Genomic DNA, 17,346 nt, shown 5'->3' with positions numbered 1-17,346 from the left:
GCGGCCGCACATTCTATCTTGTTTGTCAACTATTTTTACAAAATAAAAAGACTCCTATATTATTTCTAATATAAGAATCTAATTATTTTTCCTTAACTTAATGACATTGCATTATACCCAGCTTTTTAAAGATCTGGAACAGGCTAAAACGTGCATTTTTATTGAATTTTATACAATCCATCATGATATGGTTGGAGAGAAGCTTGTGGAAGTTTTGACAAAAAAAGCAAGTGAAGGTGTGGAAGTATGGGTAATGTGTGATTTTATTGCAAATCTTTCCACGCCTAAGAAGATGTTCCGGCCGCTTGAAGATGCCGGAGGAAAAGTTGTGCGTGTGAAACCATATTTTACCCATTATAGAAGTCATAGAAAGATTGTCTCGATCGATCAGAAAATTTCGTATATTGGAGGAATGAATATCGGAAAACAATACGCAAATATGGATCGCGTGAAAAACCCGTGGAGGGATACACAGATTCGCCTGGAGGGAGCATGCACATCGATTTTGAATACATATTTTTTAAAAGACTGGCTCTGTTCAATTAAGCGCTGTGACTGGGAAAATACGATTCACTACCTGAAAGAGATGAAGCAGGAATCATATGAAATGACATCATCTTATTGTCAATTTATTGCGGGTGGTGTAGACACAGATAAGGAAGCGGTTAAGATGTGCTATTTGAGTATGATACGAAGTGCAAAGAAGCGTATTCGAATTCAATCTCCATATTTTATCCCAGATGCTTCGATTCTGGATGCATTAAAGACGGCAGCAGCTTCCGGGGTGGAGATTGAGTTAATGATTCCGGGGATTAAGGCAAGCTTCTTCTTGGATCCGGTTACAAATTATTATAGCGGTCAATTGCTTGAATATGGAACAAAAGTTTATAAATACAGAGGATATATCCATGCGAAGACGATGATTATTGATGATGAACTGTGCTGTGTAGGCTCGGTAAATATGGATATACGAAGTTTGATGGTGGATGATGAAGTCTGCGGTGTCTTTTATGAAAATCAGCTTGTACAGCGATATAACAAGATTTATGATCATGATATTTCTGAGTGTGATTCTTACACTTGGGATGCGTTCCGGGGGCGAGACAGAAAAGAACGGATCTTAGAGAGTATTTTCCTGCCGTTTGCACCGCTAATGTAAAGTGGTGTCTGACGGCGGCGAAGGATAAATTTTTTTAGAAAAGCAATGACAAGGTGAGAAATGGAGTGTATACTAATTGTGTATGCAGTTTGCAGATGAGAATAGTTGATAAAGGTGATGAACATGAGTGAAACAAAAGATCTGCGGCGTCTTGTGATTAAGACGTTTCATATAGAAGAAGTAACTGTGGGGGAAAAGAATGAAGTCAGCGTTGATGGATGGATGAAGATTGATCCGTATTCGTTAAATGAAATTGTGGAAAAAGAGCCGGCGATTCATTCGGTAAAGATTGAGTTGATTCCGCCATATGATCATGAGCGATTTACGAATACGATTATGGATGTGATACCGATTTCAACAAAGGTACTCGGAGAAATCGGAGAAGGAATTACCCATACATTAACGGGAGTGTGTGCAATTTTGACAGGGGTAGATGTTAACGGGATACAGACGGCAGAATTTGGCTCTTCTGAGGGAATCTTAAAAGAACAGGTAAAGTTTGGTCGGGCGGGGACGCCGGAAGTGTCGGATTATATTATCTCTGTCGATGTAACGTTTGAAGCGGGACAGGGGCAGGAACGTTCCGGAGTGACAGCTGCCCACCGTGTTTGTGATATGCTTTTGCAGCAGCTGCGCGATCAGATGAAGATGTTTCAGGGAAGCCGCTGCACAGAGCGCCATGAATATCACGATATTGTACGGACAGGTAAAAAACGGGTACTTATTATCAAACAGGTGGCAGGTCAGGGAGCAATGTACGATACACACTTATTTGCGAAGGAACCGTCTGGAGTGGAAGGCGGCCGCTCGATTATTGATATGGGAAATATGCCGGTCATTGTGACGCCGAACGAATACCGGGATGGAATTATTAGATCAATGCAGTAGGAGGAATTAGTTATGGGAATTGGACCATCGACAAAGGAAACATCACGTCATCACTTTCATGATCCGCTGCTTGAAATTGTGTCTGCAGATGAAGAATTGGATCTGATGGGAATTATGCTTGTGGGAACACCGGATGGAAATGCAGATAAAATGCTTGTGGGGACACGGGCAGCTGTATGGGCAGAAGCGATGCGGGCAGATGGTGTGATTATTTCATCAGACGGCTGGGGAAATAGCGATGTAGATTATGTGAATACAGTAGACCAGCTTGCAAAACGGGGGATTGCAGTTGCGGGACTGGATTTTTGCGGAACAGCCGGACAGTTTGTTGTGGAGAGCGATAATCTGGATGCGATTGTTGATATTAATAAGAATCCATCAGGGGTAGAAACATGTGTGCTTGGTGAAAATAGCGTAAATACATTAGATGCAAGAAAGGCTGCAGCGATGCTGAAACTGAAAATGAGGAAAATGTGTAAATAACTGCATGGATGGAATCATTGAAGGATGGTATGGGAATCTTCTTTATTATATAAGGAAGAGAATGATTATAAAATGGAAAGTATAAGGAGGAAATATGGCCAGAATCATAAAAGTAGTAATTACAGTGTTGTTAGCGATGATTGGAATGGGACTATCTGAAAGATATCTTGGGGCAGAATGGGCATTATATGCAAAGGTAATCATTGTTATGATTGCGGCAGTTGCGATTACATTGGAACTTCTTACTGCGGTAAGCAATAAAAAAGAGGATGGCGAAGAAGAATAAAGAAAAGCCGGAAAGACGGCATGGAGTGAGCGGATACAAATCTGGATTCGGCAATAATGCACAAAAGAAATGTAGAAAAAACGTTAGAATTCAATGTTTTGGAAAAAGTGCAATAATTTGTAAAAATATTATAAAAAAATACTTGAAATCTGACGGATCATCTTATATAATAAAAAAGCTGTGACATGATAGCGTTGAAGCGTGAGGTTGCTGCCTGTGGGATGGAAGGCAATACCGCATGGCAGGTTTTCCGTGGAGCGAATGTCAAGTTAGGAAACTGGCGACAAGTCACTGTACGAATTCATAACAGCCATTGAAATATGGTAACAACGTGTGGGTATAAGAGGACACACACGGGAGAGTGTACAGTCACCGCTTGTCGTACTGAGTTTGAAAGTACGAAAAGGAGGCGACTTTTTTTATGGCAAGTCAAGTAATGAGAATCACATTAAAAGCATATGATCATCAGTTAGTTGATGCATCTGCTAAAAAAATCATCGAAACTGTTAAAAAGAATGGATCACAGGTGAGCGGACCGGTGCCGTTACCGACAAAGAAAGAAGTTGTTACAATCTTAAGAGCAACTCACAAATACAAAGATTCCAGAGAACAGTTCGAACAGAGAACTCATAAAAGACTGATCGATATCATCACACCAACACAGAAAACTGTTGATGCATTATCAAGATTAGAAATGCCGGCTGGTGTATATATCGACATCAAAATGAAAAACAAATAAGACAGTATCAATCCTAAAATTTAGGATGAACACATAAAGTGTTCCGCTGTAAATCACAGGAGGTAAGAATAATGAAGAAAGCTATCTTAGCTACAAAAGTCGGAATGACTCAAATCTTCAACGAGCATGGAGTTTTAACTCCGGTAACTGTACTTCAGGCTGGACCATGTGTAGTAACACAGGTTAAGACAGAAGACAATGACGGTTACAAAGCTGTTCAGGTCGGATTCGTTGACAAAAAAGACAGAATCGTAAACACAGACAAGAACGGTAAGAAAGAAATCGTGCACAGACACGGTGTAACAAAAGCTGAAAAAGGACATTTTGAAAAAGCTGGTGTTGCTGGAAAGAAATTCGTTCGCGAGTTCAAGTTTGAAAACGCTGAAGAATATGCACTTGGCCAGGAAATCAAAGCAGATATCTTCGCAGCAGGCGATAAGATTGATGCAACAGCTATTTCAAAAGGTAAAGGATTCCAGGGTGCTATTAAGAGACATAATCAGCACAGAGGACCTATGGCTCACGGTTCTAAATTCCACCGTCACGCAGGTTCCAACGGCGCTGCATCTGATCCGAGTAAAGTGTTCAAAGGCAAAAAGATGCCAGGACATATGGGAAGCAAAAAAATCACAGTTCAGAATCTTGAAGTAGTGAGAGTGGATGCAGAGAACAACCTTATCTTAGTTAAGGGTTCAGTACCGGGACCGAAAAAATCATTAGTGACAATTAAGGAATCTGTGAAATCTAAATAGGTTTCATCAGGAAAGGAGGAACACATAAATGGCAAACGTAGCTGTTTACAATATCGAAGGTAAAGAAGTTGGAACAATCGACTTAAATGATGCAGTATTCGGTGTTGAAGTAAACGAACACTTAGTGCACATGGCAGTTGTAAGCCAGCTTGCAAATAAACGTCAGGGAACACAGAAAGCTAAAACACGTTCTGAAGTTTCCGGAGGCGGAAGAAAACCATGGAGACAGAAAGGAACAGGTCATGCAAGACAGGGTTCAACAAGATCTCCACAGTGGACAGGCGGTGGAGTTGTATTTGCTCCAACACCAAGAGACTACTCTTTCAAATTAAACAAAAAAGAGAAGAGAGCTGCTCTGAAATCTGCTCTTACATCAAGAGTTGCAGAACAGAAATTCATCGTAGTTGATGAGATGAACTTCGCTGAAATCAAAACAAAGAATTTCCAGAATATGCTGAACAACTTAAAAGTAAACAAAGCTTTAGTAGTTCTTGAAGATGGAAACAAAAATGCTGAAATCTCTGCGAGAAATATCGCAGATGTGAAGACAGCACATACAAATACAATTAATGTATATGACATCTTAAAATATAACACAGTTATCGCTACAAAGGCAGCTGTTGAAAAAATCGAGGAGGTGTATGCATAATGGCAAACATTAAATATTATGACGTAATCCTCAAACCAGTTATCACTGAGAAGAGCATGGAGCTTATGGGTGAAAAGAAATATACTTTCTTAGTACACACAGAAGCAACAAAAAATCAGGTAAAAGAAGCTGTTGAAAAAATGTTCGCAGGAACAAAAGTTGCAAGTGTTCACACAATGAATATGGATGGAAAATCCAAAAGACGTGGAATGACAGTTGGAAAAACAGCTAAAACAAAGAAAGCGATCGTTCAGTTAACAGCTGACAGCGCAGATATCGAGATCTTCGAAGGACTGTAAGAAGTAGTCCGCGAACAGAATTGAAACTATATACGGTGCAAATCCGTGAAACGAATAATTAGGAGTTGAAAGGAGAGACAGTAATGGGAATAAAACATATAGCCCTTACACACCTTCCAGAAGACATATGACAAGCTCTGATTTCGCAGAAATCACAAAGACAACTCCAGAGAAATCATTAGTAGTTTCTCTGAAGAAAACAGCTGGTCGTAATGCACAGGGTAAAATCACAGTAAGACACCGCGGAGGCGGAGAAAAGAGAAAATACAGAGTAATCGATTTCAAGAGAAATAAAGACGGAGTTCCGGCTACAGTAATCGGAATCGAATACGATCCAAACAGAACAGCTAACATCGCACTGATCTGCTACGCTGATGGAGAAAAAGCATACATCTTAGCTCCACAGGGATTAACAGACGGTATGAAAGTTATGAACGGACCGGAAGCAGAAGTTAGAGTAGGAAACTGCCTGCCGCTTTCTGAAATCCCGGTTGGTACACAGATCCATAACATTGAGCTTTATCCGGGACGCGGCGGACAGCTTGTTCGTTCAGCTGGAAACAGCGCTCAGTTAATGGCTAAAGAAGGAAAATACGCAACACTTAGATTACCATCTGGTGAAATGAGAATGGTTCCGCTTGTATGCCGCGCATCTATCGGTGTAGTTGGTAACGGCGAGCACAACCTGATCAACGTAGGTAAAGCAGGACGTAAACGTCACATGGGTATCCGCCCAACAGTTCGTGGTTCTGTTATGAACCCTAATGACCATCCGCACGGTGGTGGTGAAGGTAAATGTGGAATCGGACGTCCGGGTCCATGTACACCTTGGGGCAAACCTGCACTTGGTCTCAAGACAAGAAAGAAAAACAAATCTTCTAACAAATTAATCGTAAGAAGAAGAGACGGAAAAGGTATTAAATAATTCATTTCAAGGAGGTAAAACCTAATGGCTCGTTCACTGAAGAAAGGACCATTTGCAGATGCAAGCTTACTGAAAAAAGTAGATGCTATGAACGCTGCAGGTGATAAATCAGTTATTAAGACATGGTCACGTCGTTCAACAATCTTCCCTTCATTCGTTGGACACACAATCGCTGTTCACGACGGAAGAAAACACGTTCCGGTATATGTTACAGAAGATATGGTAGGCCACAAACTCGGAGAGTTCGTTGCTACAAGAACATATAGAGGACACGGAAAAGACGAAAAGAAATCAAGAGTTAGATAATAGATAACGTATTCGAAAGGAGGTTTCATCCATGGCTAAAGGACATAGATCCCAAATCAAGAGAGAGAGAAATGCTCAGAAAGACAACAGACCATCAGCTAAGTTATCTTACGCAAGAGTATCTGTTCAGAAAGCATGTTTCGTATTGGATGCCATCAGAGGTAAGGATGTAACAACAGCACTTGGTATTTTAACATACAACCCAAGATATGCTTCAAGTATTATAAAGAAATTATTAGAATCAGCAATCGCTAACGCTGAAAACAATAACGGTATGAACGCTGAGAACCTTTATATTGAAGAATGCTATGCAAATAAAGGACCAACAATGAAGAGAATCAGACCGAGAGCACAGGGCAGAGCTTACAGAATCGAAAAGAGAATGAGCCACATTACACTTGTGCTGAATGAAAGATAAGGAGGGCAATCATGGGACAGAAAGTTAATCCTCATGGCTTAAGAGTCGGTGTTATTAAAGACTGGGACTCTAAATGGTATGCAGAAGCTGATTTTGCAGACTGCTTAGTAGAGGACCACAAGATCAGAACATTTCTTAAGAAGAAATTATACAGTGCTGGAGTTTCTAAAATCGAAATCGAAAGAGCTTCTGACCGTGTAAAAATCATTATCTACACAGCTAAACCAGGTGTAGTAATTGGTAAAGGCGGTTCTGAGATCGAGAAAGTAAAAGCAGAACTTCAGAAATTTACAGATAAAAAACTTATTGTTGATATTAAAGAAATCAAGAGACCAGACAAAGATGCTCAGTTAGTAGCTGAGAACATTGCATTACAGTTAGAGAACCGTATCTCTTTCAGACGTGCTATGAAATCTTGTATGTCAAGAACAATGAAAGCCGGAGCACTTGGTGTTAAAACAGCAGTTTCCGGACGTCTTGGCGGAGCTGATATGGCTCGTACAGAGTTCTACAGCGAAGGAACAATTCCGCTTCAGACATTAAGAGCAGATATTGATTATGGCTTCGCAGAAGCTGACACAACTTACGGAAAAGTAGGTGTGAAAGTTTGGATCTACAAAGGCGAAGTTCTTCCAACAAAGGCAACTAAGGAAGGGAGCGATAAATAATGTTAATGCCAAAAAGAGTAAAACGTCGTAAACAGTTCCGTGGCTCTATGAAAGGTAAAGCCTTAAGAGGAAATACGATTTCAAATGGTGAATATGGTATCGTTGCAACGGAGCCATGCTGGATTCGTTCAAACCAGATCGAAGCTGCCCGTATCGCTATGACACGTTACATCAAACGTGGTGGTAAAGTTTGGATCAAAATATTCCCAGATAAACCAGTAACTACAAAACCAGCTGAGACTCGTATGGGTTCCGGTAAAGGAACATTAGAATACTGGGTAGCTGTTGTAAAACCGGGCCGTGTAATGTTCGAGATTTCAGGAGTTCCGGAAGAAGTAGCTAGAGAAGCTCTTCGTCTTGCAACACACAAGTTACCTTGTAAATGTAAAATAGTTTCTCGCGCAGACTTAGAAGGCGGTGATAACAGTGAAAATTAAGACATTTGTAGAAGATTTAAAGACAAAATCAGCTGCAGAATTAAATGAAGAATTAGTAGCTGCTAAAAAGGAACTTTTCAACTTAAGATTCCAGAACGCAACAAATCAGTTAGATAACACAAGCAGAATCAAAGAAGTTAGAAGAAATATTGCCAGAATTCAGACAGCAATCACTGAAAACGCTGGTAAATAATTATTGAGCAAGTCCGGAAAGGAGTGACAGTTGTGGAAAGAAACCTTAGAAAAACTCGTGTTGGTAAGGTTATCAGCAACAAGATGGATAAAACAATCGTAGTTGCAGTTGAGAACCATGTAAAACATCCTCTTTACAACAAAATCGTGAAGAGAACATACAAATTAAAAGCACATGATGAGAACAACGAATGCAACATTGGTGATAAAGTAAAAGTTATGGAGACAAGACCGTTATCAAAAGATAAGAGATGGAGACTTGTCGAAGTTATGGAAAAAGTTAAATAATTGAAGGAGGTTTACCTGCAATGATTCAGCAAGAAAGTAGACTGAAAGTAGCAGACAATACAGGAGCAAAAGAACTTCTTTGCATCCGCGTATTAGGTGGCTCTACTAGAAGATATGCTAATATCGGCGACGTTATCGTTGCTTCTGTTAAAGATGCAACACCAGGCGGCGTTGTTAAAAAAGGTGATGTAGTGAAAGCTGTTGTTGTTCGTACAGTAAAGAGCACACGTCGTAAAGATGGTTCTTACATCCGTTTCGATGAAAACGCAGCTGTAATTATTAAAGATGACAAAAACCCAAGAGGAACTCGTATTTTTGGACCAGTAGCAAGAGAACTTCGTGAAAAACAGTTCATGAAGATCGTATCTCTGGCTCCGGAAGTATTATAGGGAGGTGCCGAGGATGTCAACTATGAAAATTAAAAAAGGTGATTTAGTTAAAGTAATCGCTGGAAAAGATAAAGACAAAGAAGGAAAAGTTATTTCCGTAAATCCTAAAAACCGCACAGTTCTTGTTGAAGGAATCAACATGCTGACAAAGCACACAAAACCAAGTGCTGCTAATCAGAACGGCGGAATCATTCATCAGGAAGGCCCGATTGATATTTCAAACGTAATGTACATTCACAAAGGAACAGCTACAAGAGTAGGTTTCAAAATGGATGGAGACAAAAAAGTTCGTTTTGCAAAATCAACAGGCGAAGTAATTGATTAATTTTAGGAAGGAGGTACAGGGCGTTGAGTAGACTGAAAGAACAGTATCAGAACGAGATCATTGATGCAATGATCAAGAAATTTGGATATAAAAATATCATGGAAGTACCGAAACTCGATAAAGTTGTTATCAACATGGGTGTAGGTGAAGCAAAAGACAATGCTAAGCTTTTAGACGCAGCTATCGCTGATATGGAAAAAATTTCCGGACAGAAAGCTGTCGTTACAAGAGCTAAGAATTCCGTAGCGAACTTCAAAATCAGAGAAGGTATGCCGATCGGATGTAAAGTTACTTTAAGAGGAGAAAAAATGTATGAGTTCGTTGATCGTTTAGTGAACCTTGCATTACCTCGTGTACGTGACTTCCGCGGTGTTAACCCGAACGCATTTGATGGAAGAGGTAACTATGCTCTTGGAATCAAAGAACAGCTGATTTTCCCTGAAATCGAATACGATAAAGTAGATAAAGTGAGAGGTATGGACGTAATTTTTGTTACAACAGCAAAAACTGACGAAGAAGCTCGTGAACTTTTAAGACAGTTTAACATGCCATTTGCGAAATAATTAAGGAGGGAAATTCATGGCAAAGACAGCAATGAAATTAAAACAGCAGCGCAAACAGAAATTCTCTACTAGAGAATACAACCGCTGCAGAATTTGTGGTCGTCCACATGCATATTTAAGAAAATACGGAATTTGCAGAGTTTGCTTCCGTGAATTAGCATACAAGGGAGAAATCCCGGGCGTAAGAAAAGCCAGCTGGTAGGCAGTAGGATATCCGTAGCAGCGCCGCCGGGCTTTTCGGCCAGGGCGGCATCTGAAGGATGTTTATAAAAGAAACAAATCAATAATATTTTTAAGGAGGCAACTTCAAATGACTATGAGTGATCCAATCGCAGATATGCTTACAAGAATCCGTAACGCAAATACTGCAAAACATGATACAGTAGATGTTCCGGCATCAAAAATGAAACTTGCTATTGCAAATATTCTTTTAGACGAAGGATATATTACAAAATATGACCTTATTGAAGATGGAGTGTTCAAAACAATCCATATCACATTAAAATACGGTGCAGATAAAAACGAAAAAGTTATTTCTGGACTGAAGAGAATCTCAAAACCAGGTCTTCGTGTATACGCTGGTAAAGATGAGCTTCCGAGAGTTCTTGGTGGACTTGGAACAGCTATCATCTCTACAAACCAGGGTGTGATCACAGATAAAGAAGCCAGAGCAAAAGGTGTAGGCGGAGAAGTTCTTTGCTTTATTTGGTAGTAACTGAAAACAGAGCGGATATCATATCCGTTCCGAGAATTTAAGTAGGAGGTAAAGGCAATGTCACGTATAGGAAGACTGCCGGTAGCTATTCCAGCAGGTGTAACTGTTGAAATCGCTGAGAATAACAAAGTGACTGTAACAGGTCCTAAAGGAACTCTTGTAAGAGAGCTTCCAGTTGAAATGGAAATCAAAAAAGAAGACGATGCAATCGTTGTAACAAGACCAAACGATTTAAAGAAAATGAAATCTTTACATGGTTTAACAAGAACTCTGATCAATAACATGGTTGTTGGTGTAACAAACGGTTACGAAAAAGTTCTTGAAGTAAACGGTGTAGGTTACAGAGCGTCTAAATCAGGAAATAAATTAACACTGAACCTCGGATACTCTCATCCAGTTGAAATGATCGATCCGGAAGGCATTGAAAGTGTTGTTGAAGGACAGAACAAAATCACAGTTAAAGGTATCGATAAAGAAAAAGTTGGACAGTACGCAGCTGAAATCAGAGATAAGAGAAGACCTGAACCGTACAAAGGAAAAGGTATTAAATATGCTGATGAAGTTATCAGACGTAAAGTTGGTAAGACTGGTAAGAAATAATTAAGGAGAGTGCGAAAATGGTTAGTAAAAAATCAAGAACAGAAGTTCGTGTAAATAAACATAGAAAATTACGTAATCGTTTCAGCGGAACTGCTGAGAGACCGCGTTTAGCTGTGTTCAGAAGCAATAATCATATGTATGCTCAGATCATTGACGATACAGTAGGAAACACTCTGGTTTCTGCTTCCACTCTTCAGAAAGATGTGAAAGCTGAGCTTGAGAAAACAAACAACGTTGAAGCAGCAGCATACCTTGGAACAGTTATCGCTAAAAAAGCAATCGAAAAAGGTATTGAAGAAGTCGTATTTGACAGAGGCGGATTCATTTACCACGGTAAAGTAAAAGCATTAGCAGACGCAGCTAGAGAAGCTGGATTAAAATTCTAGGAGGAAAGACACATGAGACAGAATCGTATTGATGCTAGTTCATTAGAATTAACAGAAAAAGTAGTATCAATTAAACGTGTAACCAAAGTTGTTAAAGGTGGTCGTAACTTCAGATTCACAGCTTTAGTAGTTGTTGGTGATGGAAATGGCCATGTTGGTGCAGGTTTAGGAAAAGCAACAGAAATTCCGGAAGCTATCCGCAAAGGAAAAGAAGACGCTATGAAAAAATTAGTGACTGTTGCTTTAGATGAAAACGAAAGTATTACACATGACTTATATGGTAAATTCGGAAGCGCTTCCGTGTTACTGAAGAAAGCACCGGAAGGTACTGGAGTTATCGCAGGTGGTCCTGCGCGTGCGGTAATCGAGATGGCTGGAATTAAGAACATCCGTACAAAATCTCTTGGTTCAAACAACAAACAGAACGTAGTTCTTGCTACGATCGCTGGTTTAAGCCAGGTAAAAACTCCGGAAGCAGTTGCTAAACTTCGTGGCAAATCTGTAGAAGAGATTTTAGGCTAAGGAAGGAGAGCATAAAATGGCAAATTTAAAAGTAACATTAGTGAAATCTACTATCGGTGCTGTACCGAAGCACAAAAGAACAGTAGAAGCTTTAGGTTTAAAGAAACTTAACAAAACTGTTATTTTACCAGATAACGCCGCAACAAGAGGTATGGTAAAACAGGTTGAATATCTTGTAAAAGTTGAAGAGGTATAATAATAGATAAGGAGGTGTCACAATGGACTTATCAAACTTAAGACCAGCTGATGGTTCAAAACAGAACGATAATTTCAGAAGAGGCCGTGGACACGGTTCAGGAAACGGTAAGACTGCAGGTAAAGGTCATAAAGGTCAGAAAGCTCGTTCAGGAGCACCGAGACCAGGCTTTGAAGGTGGTCAGATGCCGTTATACAGAAGATTGCCAAAGAGAGGTTTCACTTGCAGAAACTCTAAGACAATCGTAGGTATTAATGTTAGCGCATTAGAGGTATTCGAAAATGATGCAGTAGTAACTGTAGATACATTGATCGAGGCAGGAATTGTTAAAAACCCAAGAGATGGTGTGAAGATTCTTGGCAACGGTGAATTAACTAAAAAACTTACAGTACAGGTTAATGCATTCAGTGAAGGCGCAAAAGCTAAAATTGAAGGACTTGGTGGAAAAGCAGAGGTGATCTAATGCTTAAGACATTCCGAAAAGCATTTCAAATTGAGGATATTCGTAAGAAAATCATCTATACATTTTTAATGTTGATCGTAGTGCGAATCGGATCACAGCTTCCGACTCCGGGAGTAGATCCAACTTACATTCAGAACTTCTTTGCAAACCAGACTGGTGAAGCGTTTAATTTCTTTAACGCCTTCACCGGTGGTTCTTTTGAGAGAATGTCTGTATTTGCGTTAAGCATTACACCGTATATCACTTCTTCTATCATCATGCAGCTGCTCACAATTGCAATTCCAAAACTTGAAGAAATGCAGAAAGAGGGCGCTGACGGAAGAAAGAAGATTGCAACAATTACCCGTTATGTGACGGTTGTTCTTGCACTGATCCAGTCTACAGCAATGGCTGTTGGATTTGGACGTCAGGGACTTCTGGTAGAATATAATTTTGTAAATGCTGCAGTTGTTGTAATTGCTTTAACAGCCGGTTCCGCATTCTTGATGTGGATTGGCGAAAGGATCACAGAAAAGGGTGTCGGCAATGGTATTTCAATCGTGTTGCTGATTAATATTCTTTCTCGTGTTCCAAGTGATCTCACAAGATTGTATGAACAGTTTATGAAAGGCAAAAGCCTTGCAAAAGCTGGACTTGCGGGTGTGATCATTCTTGCGATTATTATTTTCCTTGTTGTATTTGTTATTATTTTACAGGATGGGGAAAGAAGAATCGCGGTTCAGTATTCTCAGAAGATTCAGGGAAGAAAAAGCTTTGGCGGTCGTTCCTCAAATATTCCGCTGAAAGTTAATACAGCTGGTGTTATTCCGGTTATTTTCGCATCATCACTGATGCAGACACCGATTATCATTGCATCTTTCTTAGGAAAGGGGAATGGAACAGGTATCGGAAGTGAGATTTTACGCGGACTTAATTCCGAGAACTGGTGTAATCCGGATCAGCTGAAATATTCCTGGGGACTTCTGGTTTACATCCTTTTAACTGTATTTTTTGCATATTTCTATACTTCTATTACATTTAATCCGTTAGAAATTGCAAATAATATGAAAAAGAGCGGTGGATTTATTCCGGGTATCCGTCCGGGTAAACCAACAGTCGATTACCTGACAAAGATTTTAAACAAGATTATCTTTATCGGTGTATGCGGACTGATTCTTGTTCAGATCGTACCATTTTTCTTTAATGGTGTGTTTAATGCCAGTGTTTCATTTGGCGGTACTTCACTCATCATTATTGTAGGTGTCGTTCTGGAGACAATTAAACAAATTGAATCACAGATGCTTGTGCGTAACTATAAAGGATTTTTGAACAATTAATATTTAGCTCGCGGGTTTTTCTTGGAAATTATTCAGAGAAATCTCGCGGGTTAAAACGCTATAAGGAGATTTTTTATGAAGATAATTATGTTAGGTGCTCCTGGAGCTGGTAAAGGAACTCAGGCAAAAAAAATATCAGAGAAATATCAGATTCCTCATATTTCTACAGGTGACATTTTCCGCGCGAATATTAAAGAGGGAACAGAGCTCGGAAAACAGGCCAAGACTTACATGGATCAGGGACTTCTTGTTCCGGATGAACTGACAGTAAATCTTGTAATCGATCGTGTTGAGCATGATGACTGCAAAAATGGTTATGTGCTTGATGGTTTTCCAAGAACAATCCCACAGGCAGAAGCTCTCGACAAAGCGCTGAGCGGATTGGGAGAACATTTAGACTATGCACTTAATGTAGATGTTCCGGATGAGAATATCGTAAAACGTATGGCAGGAAGAAGAGCCTGCATCTCCTGTGGGGCTACATATCATGTTGTTTATGCAGCGCCAAAAACAGAAGGAATCTGTGATGTATGCGGCAGCGAGCTCGTACTTCGCGATGATGATAAGCCAGAGACGGTAACAAAACGTCTTGGGGTGTATCATGAACAGACAAAACCTCTGATCGACTATTATGCTGAAGAAGGCATTCTGAAAACGATCGATGGAACACAGAACCTTGAAGCTGTATTTGATGATATCAAAAGAATTTTAGGTGAATAGGGATGCCAATCACAAATAAGTCCGGTGATCCGGTGTTCCTTACTTTGCCAAAAGAGGATAAAATATGATTGACATGAGAACGGGAATGCTTGTAAAATCAAAAGCGGGACATGATAAAGATCAGATATATCTCATATGGAAAGAAGAGGGCTCATACATTTATGTTGTTGACGGCGTACATAGAATGATCGATAAGCCGAAAAAGAAGCGAAAGATACATGTTCAGCCTATTTGCAGATATTATGAGATATCCGAAGCAGACAATGTAAAAATCAAAAAAATAATAAAAGATTATGTTCAGGAACGTAAGACCGGACACAAGGAGGAATAGTATGTCAAAGAGTGACGTGATTGAAATTGAAGGAGTTGTAATTGAAAAACTGCCAAGCGCAATGTTCAGAGTAGAACTTGAGAACGGACATCAGGTGCTGGCTCATATCAGTGGGAAACTCCGTATGAACTTTATTAAAATCTTACCTGGAGATAAAGTAACATTGGAGCTGTCTCCGTATGATTTGTCAAAAGGAAGAATTATCTGGAGAGATAAATAAAACTATTGACTTTCCAGGGATAAAGGTGCTATAATAATTAGCGTACGCTTGCGGAGTTTTCTTCGCAAGTTATTGAAATGTAGGCAGGCACTTAGGGAAAGGAGGATTTGACGTGAAGGTTAGATCATCAGTTAAACCGATTTGCGAAAAATGCAAAATCATCAAGAGAAAAGGAAGCATCAGAGTAATCTGTGAGAATCCTAAGCACAAACAGCGTCAGGGGTAATTATTGACTATGTTTGTATCCCGCACTTAAAAAAAGAGTGCAACATTTTCATTAGGCGGCTGTAGCAGATGACACACACGGTCGTGTGGAACTGCTATTAAAATATACAAGGACGCACCAGAGTCTTCTACAGGCACATTGGTGTAAGGATCGGGTGTCACATACCATATTCGATCCCTGGTATATTGCTTATAATACCGGCTCGTCATTACCGTAAGGTGGCCGGAAAGGCTGCGCGGTCGCGCGGCTGGGAGTGAAAAAACTTTTCTTACTCCCCAATTTGAGACAATATTAATAAGAGCAGTCATCACACACACATTTCAGGCTTTGGCGACAAGGAGCTGTGTGAGCGGACTGACAGAATTCAAAATGGAGGAATTTTACAATGGCTCGTATTGCTGGTGTAGACTTACCAAGAGACAAACGTGTAGAAATCGGACTTACTTATATTTATGGAATCGGAAGAGTAAGTGCGAACCGTATTTTAACAGAGGCTGGTGTAAATCCAGATACTCGTGTAAGAGACTTAACAGATGATGAAGTTAAGAAAATCAGTGCTGTAATCGATGAAACACAGATGGTAGAAGGTGATCTTCGTAGAGAAATCGCTTTAAACATCAAGAGATTACAGGAGATTGGATGCTACAGAGGTATCCGTCATAGAAAAGGACTTCCTGTTCGTGGACAGAAGACAAAAACAAATGCCAGAACAAGAAAAGGCCCGAAGAGAACTGTTGCTAACAAGAAAAAATAATAAAGCAACTGCATTCGGTTTGGACGGGCTGCATGATGCAGCTTAAAGATTTAGAAACGAAGAAATTATATCATATAGGAAAGTGTAGGTTAGTTTAAATGGCTAAAAAAGTTACAAAAAAAGTGACAAAAAAACGTGTCAAGAAAAACGTTGAACGCGGACAGGCACATATCCAGTCATCTTTCAATAATACAATCGTTACATTGACAGATGCACAGGGAAATGCTTTATCATGGGCAAGTGCCGGTGGTCTTGGATTTAGAGGTTCAAGGAAATCTACTCCATATGCTGCACAGATGGCAGCTGAAACAGCAGCTAAAGCAGCATTAGTTCATGGTCTGAAATCAGTAGACGTTATGGTAAAAGGACCGGGTTCAGGAAGAGAAGCAGCAATCCGTGCATTACAGGCATGCGGTATTGATGTAACAAGTATCAAAGATGTAACTCCGGTACCACATAATGGTTGCCGTCCACCAAAACGCAGAAGAGTCTAATTTTAGGAGGATAGAAGAACATGGCAGTAAATAGAGTTCCGGTTCTTAAAAGATGCCGTTCATTAGGAATGGACCCAATCTACTTAGGAATTGATAAAAAATCTAACAGACAGTTAAAAAGAGCAAATAGAAAAATGAGCGAGTATGGTCTCCAGTTACGCGAGAAACAGAAAGCTAAATTCATCTACGGTGTATTAGAAAAACCTTTCCGTAACTACTTCAAGAAAGCTCAGCGCATGAGTGGTATGACTGGTGAAAACCTTATGGTTCTTCTTGAGTCAAGATTAGATAACGTTGTATTCCGTCTTGGATTTGCAAGAACAAGACGTGAAGCTCGTCAGATCGTTGACCACAAACACGTTTTAGTTAACGGAAAACAGGTAAACATCCCGTCTTACCTTGTAAAAGCCGGAGATACAATTGAAATCAAAGAAAAATGCAAAGGTTCTCAGAGATACAAAGACATCCTAGAAGTAACAGGCGGAAGATTAGTTCCGGAATGGTTAGATGTTGATGCTGAAAACTTAAAAGGTGCAGTAAAAGAACTTCCACACCGTGAAGCAATTGATGTACCGGTTGACGAAATGTTAATCGTCGAGTTATATTCTAAATAGGCCATAAGGTTTAAATAGAAGGA

The 17,346-nt window shown here is 39.9% G+C and carries 31 protein-coding genes and 1 pseudogene; all 32 read left to right on the top strand.

What is annotated here, in order from left to right; all coding sequences use genetic code 11:
• The first annotated feature begins 100 nt into the window (after nucleotides 1-100).
• The 32 genes and pseudogenes from DWX73_RS05180 (at nucleotide 101) to rpsD (ending at nucleotide 17,323) form a co-directional block, all read left to right on the top strand.
• Nucleotides 101-1,159 (top strand): phospholipase D-like domain-containing protein, encoded by a 1,059-nt coding sequence (locus DWX73_RS05180; protein ID WP_118347518.1) that lies wholly within the window; start codon nucleotides 101-103, stop codon nucleotides 1,157-1,159.
• A 123-nt stretch (nucleotides 1,160-1,282) separates the two neighbouring features.
• A pseudogene (gene prdD, locus DWX73_RS13890) lies at nucleotides 1,283-2,530 on the top strand (proline reductase cluster protein PrdD).
• 94 nt (nucleotides 2,531-2,624) lie between these two features.
• The gene (locus tag DWX73_RS05165) at nucleotides 2,625-2,816 is read left to right on the top strand and encodes a hypothetical protein (protein WP_118347512.1); all 192 of its coding nucleotides are present in this window, start codon (nucleotides 2,625-2,627) and stop codon (nucleotides 2,814-2,816) included.
• Between the two features lie 421 nt (nucleotides 2,817-3,237).
• A complete protein-coding gene (gene rpsJ, locus DWX73_RS05155; protein ID WP_118347508.1) occupies nucleotides 3,238-3,555 on the top strand; it encodes a 30S ribosomal protein S10 in 318 nt (105 codons plus the stop codon).
• Nucleotides 3,556-3,626: 71 nt separating this feature from the next.
• Entirely contained in the window at nucleotides 3,627-4,307 is a 681-nt protein-coding gene (gene rplC / locus DWX73_RS05150) for a 50S ribosomal protein L3 (protein ID WP_118347506.1), read from the top strand.
• Between the two features lie 28 nt (nucleotides 4,308-4,335).
• Complete coding sequence (rplD, locus tag DWX73_RS05145) at nucleotides 4,336-4,956, top strand: 50S ribosomal protein L4 (protein ID WP_118347504.1); 621 nt, start codon at nucleotides 4,336-4,338, stop codon at nucleotides 4,954-4,956.
• Nucleotides 4,956-5,255, top strand: coding sequence for a 50S ribosomal protein L23 (gene rplW, locus DWX73_RS05140; RefSeq protein WP_118347502.1), 300 nt, complete (start codon nucleotides 4,956-4,958; stop codon nucleotides 5,253-5,255). Before rplD ends, rplW begins: the two co-directional genes overlap by 1 nt.
• A gap of 127 nt (nucleotides 5,256-5,382) precedes the next feature.
• Nucleotides 5,383-6,180, top strand: a complete 798-nt coding sequence (gene rplB / locus DWX73_RS05135) for a 50S ribosomal protein L2 (protein ID WP_118347500.1) — start codon at nucleotides 5,383-5,385, stop codon at nucleotides 6,178-6,180.
• Nucleotides 6,181-6,204: 24 nt separating this feature from the next.
• Nucleotides 6,205-6,486 (top strand): 30S ribosomal protein S19, encoded by a 282-nt coding sequence (gene rpsS, locus DWX73_RS05130; protein ID WP_118347498.1) that lies wholly within the window; start codon nucleotides 6,205-6,207, stop codon nucleotides 6,484-6,486.
• 31 nt (nucleotides 6,487-6,517) lie between these two features.
• A complete protein-coding gene (rplV, locus tag DWX73_RS05125) occupies nucleotides 6,518-6,904 on the top strand; it encodes a 50S ribosomal protein L22 (protein WP_118347496.1) in 387 nt (128 codons plus the stop codon).
• An 11-nt stretch (nucleotides 6,905-6,915) separates the two neighbouring features.
• Complete coding sequence (rpsC, locus tag DWX73_RS05120) at nucleotides 6,916-7,572, top strand: 30S ribosomal protein S3 (RefSeq protein WP_118347494.1); 657 nt, start codon at nucleotides 6,916-6,918, stop codon at nucleotides 7,570-7,572.
• Complete coding sequence (rplP, locus tag DWX73_RS05115) at nucleotides 7,572-8,009, top strand: 50S ribosomal protein L16 (RefSeq protein WP_118347492.1); 438 nt, start codon at nucleotides 7,572-7,574, stop codon at nucleotides 8,007-8,009. The genes rpsC and rplP overlap by 1 nt, the downstream gene beginning before the upstream one ends.
• The gene (gene rpmC / locus DWX73_RS05110) at nucleotides 7,999-8,202 is read left to right on the top strand and encodes a 50S ribosomal protein L29 (RefSeq protein WP_118347490.1); all 204 of its coding nucleotides are present in this window, start codon (nucleotides 7,999-8,001) and stop codon (nucleotides 8,200-8,202) included. Before rplP ends, rpmC begins: the two co-directional genes overlap by 11 nt.
• A 32-nt stretch (nucleotides 8,203-8,234) precedes the next feature.
• The gene (gene rpsQ, locus DWX73_RS05105; RefSeq protein ID WP_118347488.1) at nucleotides 8,235-8,489 is read left to right on the top strand and encodes a 30S ribosomal protein S17; all 255 of its coding nucleotides are present in this window, start codon (nucleotides 8,235-8,237) and stop codon (nucleotides 8,487-8,489) included.
• A 20-nt stretch (nucleotides 8,490-8,509) separates the two neighbouring features.
• Nucleotides 8,510-8,878, top strand: a complete 369-nt coding sequence (rplN, locus tag DWX73_RS05100; protein ID WP_118347486.1) for a 50S ribosomal protein L14 — start codon at nucleotides 8,510-8,512, stop codon at nucleotides 8,876-8,878.
• A gap of 13 nt (nucleotides 8,879-8,891) precedes the next feature.
• On the top strand, nucleotides 8,892-9,203 hold the full coding sequence (gene rplX / locus DWX73_RS05095; RefSeq protein ID WP_118347484.1) for a 50S ribosomal protein L24: 312 nt from the start codon (nucleotides 8,892-8,894) through the stop codon (nucleotides 9,201-9,203).
• A gap of 23 nt (nucleotides 9,204-9,226) precedes the next feature.
• Entirely contained in the window at nucleotides 9,227-9,766 is a 540-nt protein-coding gene (gene rplE / locus DWX73_RS05090; RefSeq protein WP_118347482.1) for a 50S ribosomal protein L5, read from the top strand.
• A 16-nt stretch (nucleotides 9,767-9,782) separates the two neighbouring features.
• Nucleotides 9,783-9,968 carry a type Z 30S ribosomal protein S14 gene (locus DWX73_RS05085; RefSeq protein ID WP_118347480.1) on the top strand — a complete coding sequence of 62 codons (186 nt, stop codon included), beginning with the start codon at nucleotides 9,783-9,785 and terminating at the stop codon, nucleotides 9,966-9,968.
• A 108-nt stretch (nucleotides 9,969-10,076) separates the two neighbouring features.
• Nucleotides 10,077-10,478, top strand: coding sequence for a 30S ribosomal protein S8 (gene rpsH / locus DWX73_RS05080; protein WP_118347478.1), 402 nt, complete (start codon nucleotides 10,077-10,079; stop codon nucleotides 10,476-10,478).
• A 60-nt stretch (nucleotides 10,479-10,538) separates the two neighbouring features.
• The gene (gene rplF / locus DWX73_RS05075; RefSeq protein ID WP_118347476.1) at nucleotides 10,539-11,081 is read left to right on the top strand and encodes a 50S ribosomal protein L6; all 543 of its coding nucleotides are present in this window, start codon (nucleotides 10,539-10,541) and stop codon (nucleotides 11,079-11,081) included.
• Between the two features lie 17 nt (nucleotides 11,082-11,098).
• A complete protein-coding gene (rplR, locus tag DWX73_RS05070; RefSeq protein WP_118347474.1) occupies nucleotides 11,099-11,467 on the top strand; it encodes a 50S ribosomal protein L18 in 369 nt (122 codons plus the stop codon).
• A gap of 12 nt (nucleotides 11,468-11,479) precedes the next feature.
• Nucleotides 11,480-11,989, top strand: a complete 510-nt coding sequence (gene rpsE, locus DWX73_RS05065; protein WP_118347472.1) for a 30S ribosomal protein S5 — start codon at nucleotides 11,480-11,482, stop codon at nucleotides 11,987-11,989.
• 16 nt (nucleotides 11,990-12,005) lie between these two features.
• Nucleotides 12,006-12,185: a 50S ribosomal protein L30 gene (gene rpmD, locus DWX73_RS05060; RefSeq protein ID WP_118347470.1), complete on the top strand. Its 180-nt coding sequence runs from the start codon at nucleotides 12,006-12,008 to the stop codon at nucleotides 12,183-12,185.
• Nucleotides 12,186-12,207: 22 nt separating this feature from the next.
• The gene (gene rplO, locus DWX73_RS05055; protein WP_118347468.1) at nucleotides 12,208-12,648 is read left to right on the top strand and encodes a 50S ribosomal protein L15; all 441 of its coding nucleotides are present in this window, start codon (nucleotides 12,208-12,210) and stop codon (nucleotides 12,646-12,648) included.
• Nucleotides 12,648-13,964: a preprotein translocase subunit SecY gene (secY, locus tag DWX73_RS05050; RefSeq protein ID WP_118347466.1), complete on the top strand. Its 1,317-nt coding sequence runs from the start codon at nucleotides 12,648-12,650 to the stop codon at nucleotides 13,962-13,964. The genes rplO and secY overlap by 1 nt, the downstream gene beginning before the upstream one ends.
• 75 nt (nucleotides 13,965-14,039) lie before the next feature.
• A complete protein-coding gene (locus tag DWX73_RS05045; RefSeq protein WP_118347464.1) occupies nucleotides 14,040-14,684 on the top strand; it encodes an adenylate kinase in 645 nt (214 codons plus the stop codon).
• Nucleotides 14,685-14,748: 64 nt separating this feature from the next.
• Nucleotides 14,749-15,015, top strand: coding sequence for a KOW domain-containing RNA-binding protein (locus tag DWX73_RS05040; RefSeq protein WP_118347462.1), 267 nt, complete (start codon nucleotides 14,749-14,751; stop codon nucleotides 15,013-15,015).
• A 1-nt stretch (nucleotide 15,016) separates the two neighbouring features.
• Complete coding sequence (gene infA / locus DWX73_RS05035; RefSeq protein ID WP_118347460.1) at nucleotides 15,017-15,235, top strand: translation initiation factor IF-1; 219 nt, start codon at nucleotides 15,017-15,019, stop codon at nucleotides 15,233-15,235.
• A 112-nt stretch (nucleotides 15,236-15,347) separates the two neighbouring features.
• Complete coding sequence (rpmJ, locus tag DWX73_RS05030; protein WP_003497809.1) at nucleotides 15,348-15,461, top strand: 50S ribosomal protein L36; 114 nt, start codon at nucleotides 15,348-15,350, stop codon at nucleotides 15,459-15,461.
• Nucleotides 15,462-15,846: 385 nt separating this feature from the next.
• The gene (gene rpsM / locus DWX73_RS05025; protein ID WP_118347458.1) at nucleotides 15,847-16,215 is read left to right on the top strand and encodes a 30S ribosomal protein S13; all 369 of its coding nucleotides are present in this window, start codon (nucleotides 15,847-15,849) and stop codon (nucleotides 16,213-16,215) included.
• Between the two features lie 98 nt (nucleotides 16,216-16,313).
• Entirely contained in the window at nucleotides 16,314-16,709 is a 396-nt protein-coding gene (rpsK, locus tag DWX73_RS05020; protein WP_004607272.1) for a 30S ribosomal protein S11, read from the top strand.
• A 20-nt stretch (nucleotides 16,710-16,729) separates the two neighbouring features.
• Nucleotides 16,730-17,323: a 30S ribosomal protein S4 gene (gene rpsD, locus DWX73_RS05015; RefSeq protein WP_118347456.1), complete on the top strand. Its 594-nt coding sequence runs from the start codon at nucleotides 16,730-16,732 to the stop codon at nucleotides 17,321-17,323.
• The last annotated feature ends 23 nt before the right edge of the window (nucleotides 17,324-17,346 follow it).

Origin of the sequence: Coprococcus sp. AF21-14LB (assembly GCF_003458885.1) — a bacterium.
Classification (GTDB): Bacteria; Bacillota; Clostridia; order Lachnospirales; family Lachnospiraceae; genus UBA9414.
Note: the sequence above shows the minus strand (reverse complement) of the source record. Positions and strands in the feature narration are given on the sequence as shown.

Excerpts from the sequence above, each read along its gene's own strand:
- rplD (WP_118347504.1), top strand. The coding sequence starts at position 4,336 with ATGGCAAACGTAGCTGTTTACAATATCGAAGGTAAAGAAGTTGGAACA.
- rpsD (WP_118347456.1), top strand. The coding sequence starts at position 16,730 with ATGGCAGTAAATAGAGTTCCGGTTCTTAAAAGATGCCGTTCATTAGGA.
- rplX (WP_118347484.1), top strand. The coding sequence starts at position 8,892 with ATGTCAACTATGAAAATTAAAAAAGGTGATTTAGTTAAAGTAATCGCT.
- rplV (WP_118347496.1), top strand. The coding sequence starts at position 6,518 with ATGGCTAAAGGACATAGATCCCAAATCAAGAGAGAGAGAAATGCTCAG.
- rplB (WP_118347500.1), top strand. The coding sequence starts at position 5,383 with ATGACAAGCTCTGATTTCGCAGAAATCACAAAGACAACTCCAGAGAAA.
- rplW (WP_118347502.1), top strand. The coding sequence starts at position 4,956 with ATGGCAAACATTAAATATTATGACGTAATCCTCAAACCAGTTATCACT.
- DWX73_RS05165 (WP_118347512.1), top strand. The coding sequence starts at position 2,625 with ATGGCCAGAATCATAAAAGTAGTAATTACAGTGTTGTTAGCGATGATT.
- rpsE (WP_118347472.1), top strand. The coding sequence starts at position 11,480 with ATGAGACAGAATCGTATTGATGCTAGTTCATTAGAATTAACAGAAAAA.
- rpsK (WP_004607272.1), top strand. The coding sequence starts at position 16,314 with ATGGCTAAAAAAGTTACAAAAAAAGTGACAAAAAAACGTGTCAAGAAA.
- rplO (WP_118347468.1), top strand. The coding sequence starts at position 12,208 with ATGGACTTATCAAACTTAAGACCAGCTGATGGTTCAAAACAGAACGAT.
- rpsC (WP_118347494.1), top strand. The coding sequence starts at position 6,916 with ATGGGACAGAAAGTTAATCCTCATGGCTTAAGAGTCGGTGTTATTAAA.
- rpsM (WP_118347458.1), top strand. The coding sequence starts at position 15,847 with ATGGCTCGTATTGCTGGTGTAGACTTACCAAGAGACAAACGTGTAGAA.
- DWX73_RS05045 (WP_118347464.1), top strand. The coding sequence starts at position 14,040 with ATGAAGATAATTATGTTAGGTGCTCCTGGAGCTGGTAAAGGAACTCAG.
- rplF (WP_118347476.1), top strand. The coding sequence starts at position 10,539 with ATGTCACGTATAGGAAGACTGCCGGTAGCTATTCCAGCAGGTGTAACT.
- DWX73_RS05180 (WP_118347518.1), top strand. The coding sequence starts at position 101 with ATGACATTGCATTATACCCAGCTTTTTAAAGATCTGGAACAGGCTAAA.
- secY (WP_118347466.1), top strand. The coding sequence starts at position 12,648 with ATGCTTAAGACATTCCGAAAAGCATTTCAAATTGAGGATATTCGTAAG.
- infA (WP_118347460.1), top strand. The coding sequence starts at position 15,017 with ATGTCAAAGAGTGACGTGATTGAAATTGAAGGAGTTGTAATTGAAAAA.
- rplN (WP_118347486.1), top strand. The coding sequence starts at position 8,510 with ATGATTCAGCAAGAAAGTAGACTGAAAGTAGCAGACAATACAGGAGCA.
- rplR (WP_118347474.1), top strand. The coding sequence starts at position 11,099 with ATGGTTAGTAAAAAATCAAGAACAGAAGTTCGTGTAAATAAACATAGA.
- rpsH (WP_118347478.1), top strand. The coding sequence starts at position 10,077 with ATGACTATGAGTGATCCAATCGCAGATATGCTTACAAGAATCCGTAAC.
- rpsS (WP_118347498.1), top strand. The coding sequence starts at position 6,205 with ATGGCTCGTTCACTGAAGAAAGGACCATTTGCAGATGCAAGCTTACTG.
- rpsJ (WP_118347508.1), top strand. The coding sequence starts at position 3,238 with ATGGCAAGTCAAGTAATGAGAATCACATTAAAAGCATATGATCATCAG.
- rplC (WP_118347506.1), top strand. The coding sequence starts at position 3,627 with ATGAAGAAAGCTATCTTAGCTACAAAAGTCGGAATGACTCAAATCTTC.
- DWX73_RS05085 (WP_118347480.1), top strand. The coding sequence starts at position 9,783 with ATGGCAAAGACAGCAATGAAATTAAAACAGCAGCGCAAACAGAAATTC.
- rpmD (WP_118347470.1), top strand. The coding sequence starts at position 12,006 with ATGGCAAATTTAAAAGTAACATTAGTGAAATCTACTATCGGTGCTGTA.
- DWX73_RS05040 (WP_118347462.1), top strand. The coding sequence starts at position 14,749 with ATGATTGACATGAGAACGGGAATGCTTGTAAAATCAAAAGCGGGACAT.
- rplP (WP_118347492.1), top strand. The coding sequence starts at position 7,572 with ATGTTAATGCCAAAAAGAGTAAAACGTCGTAAACAGTTCCGTGGCTCT.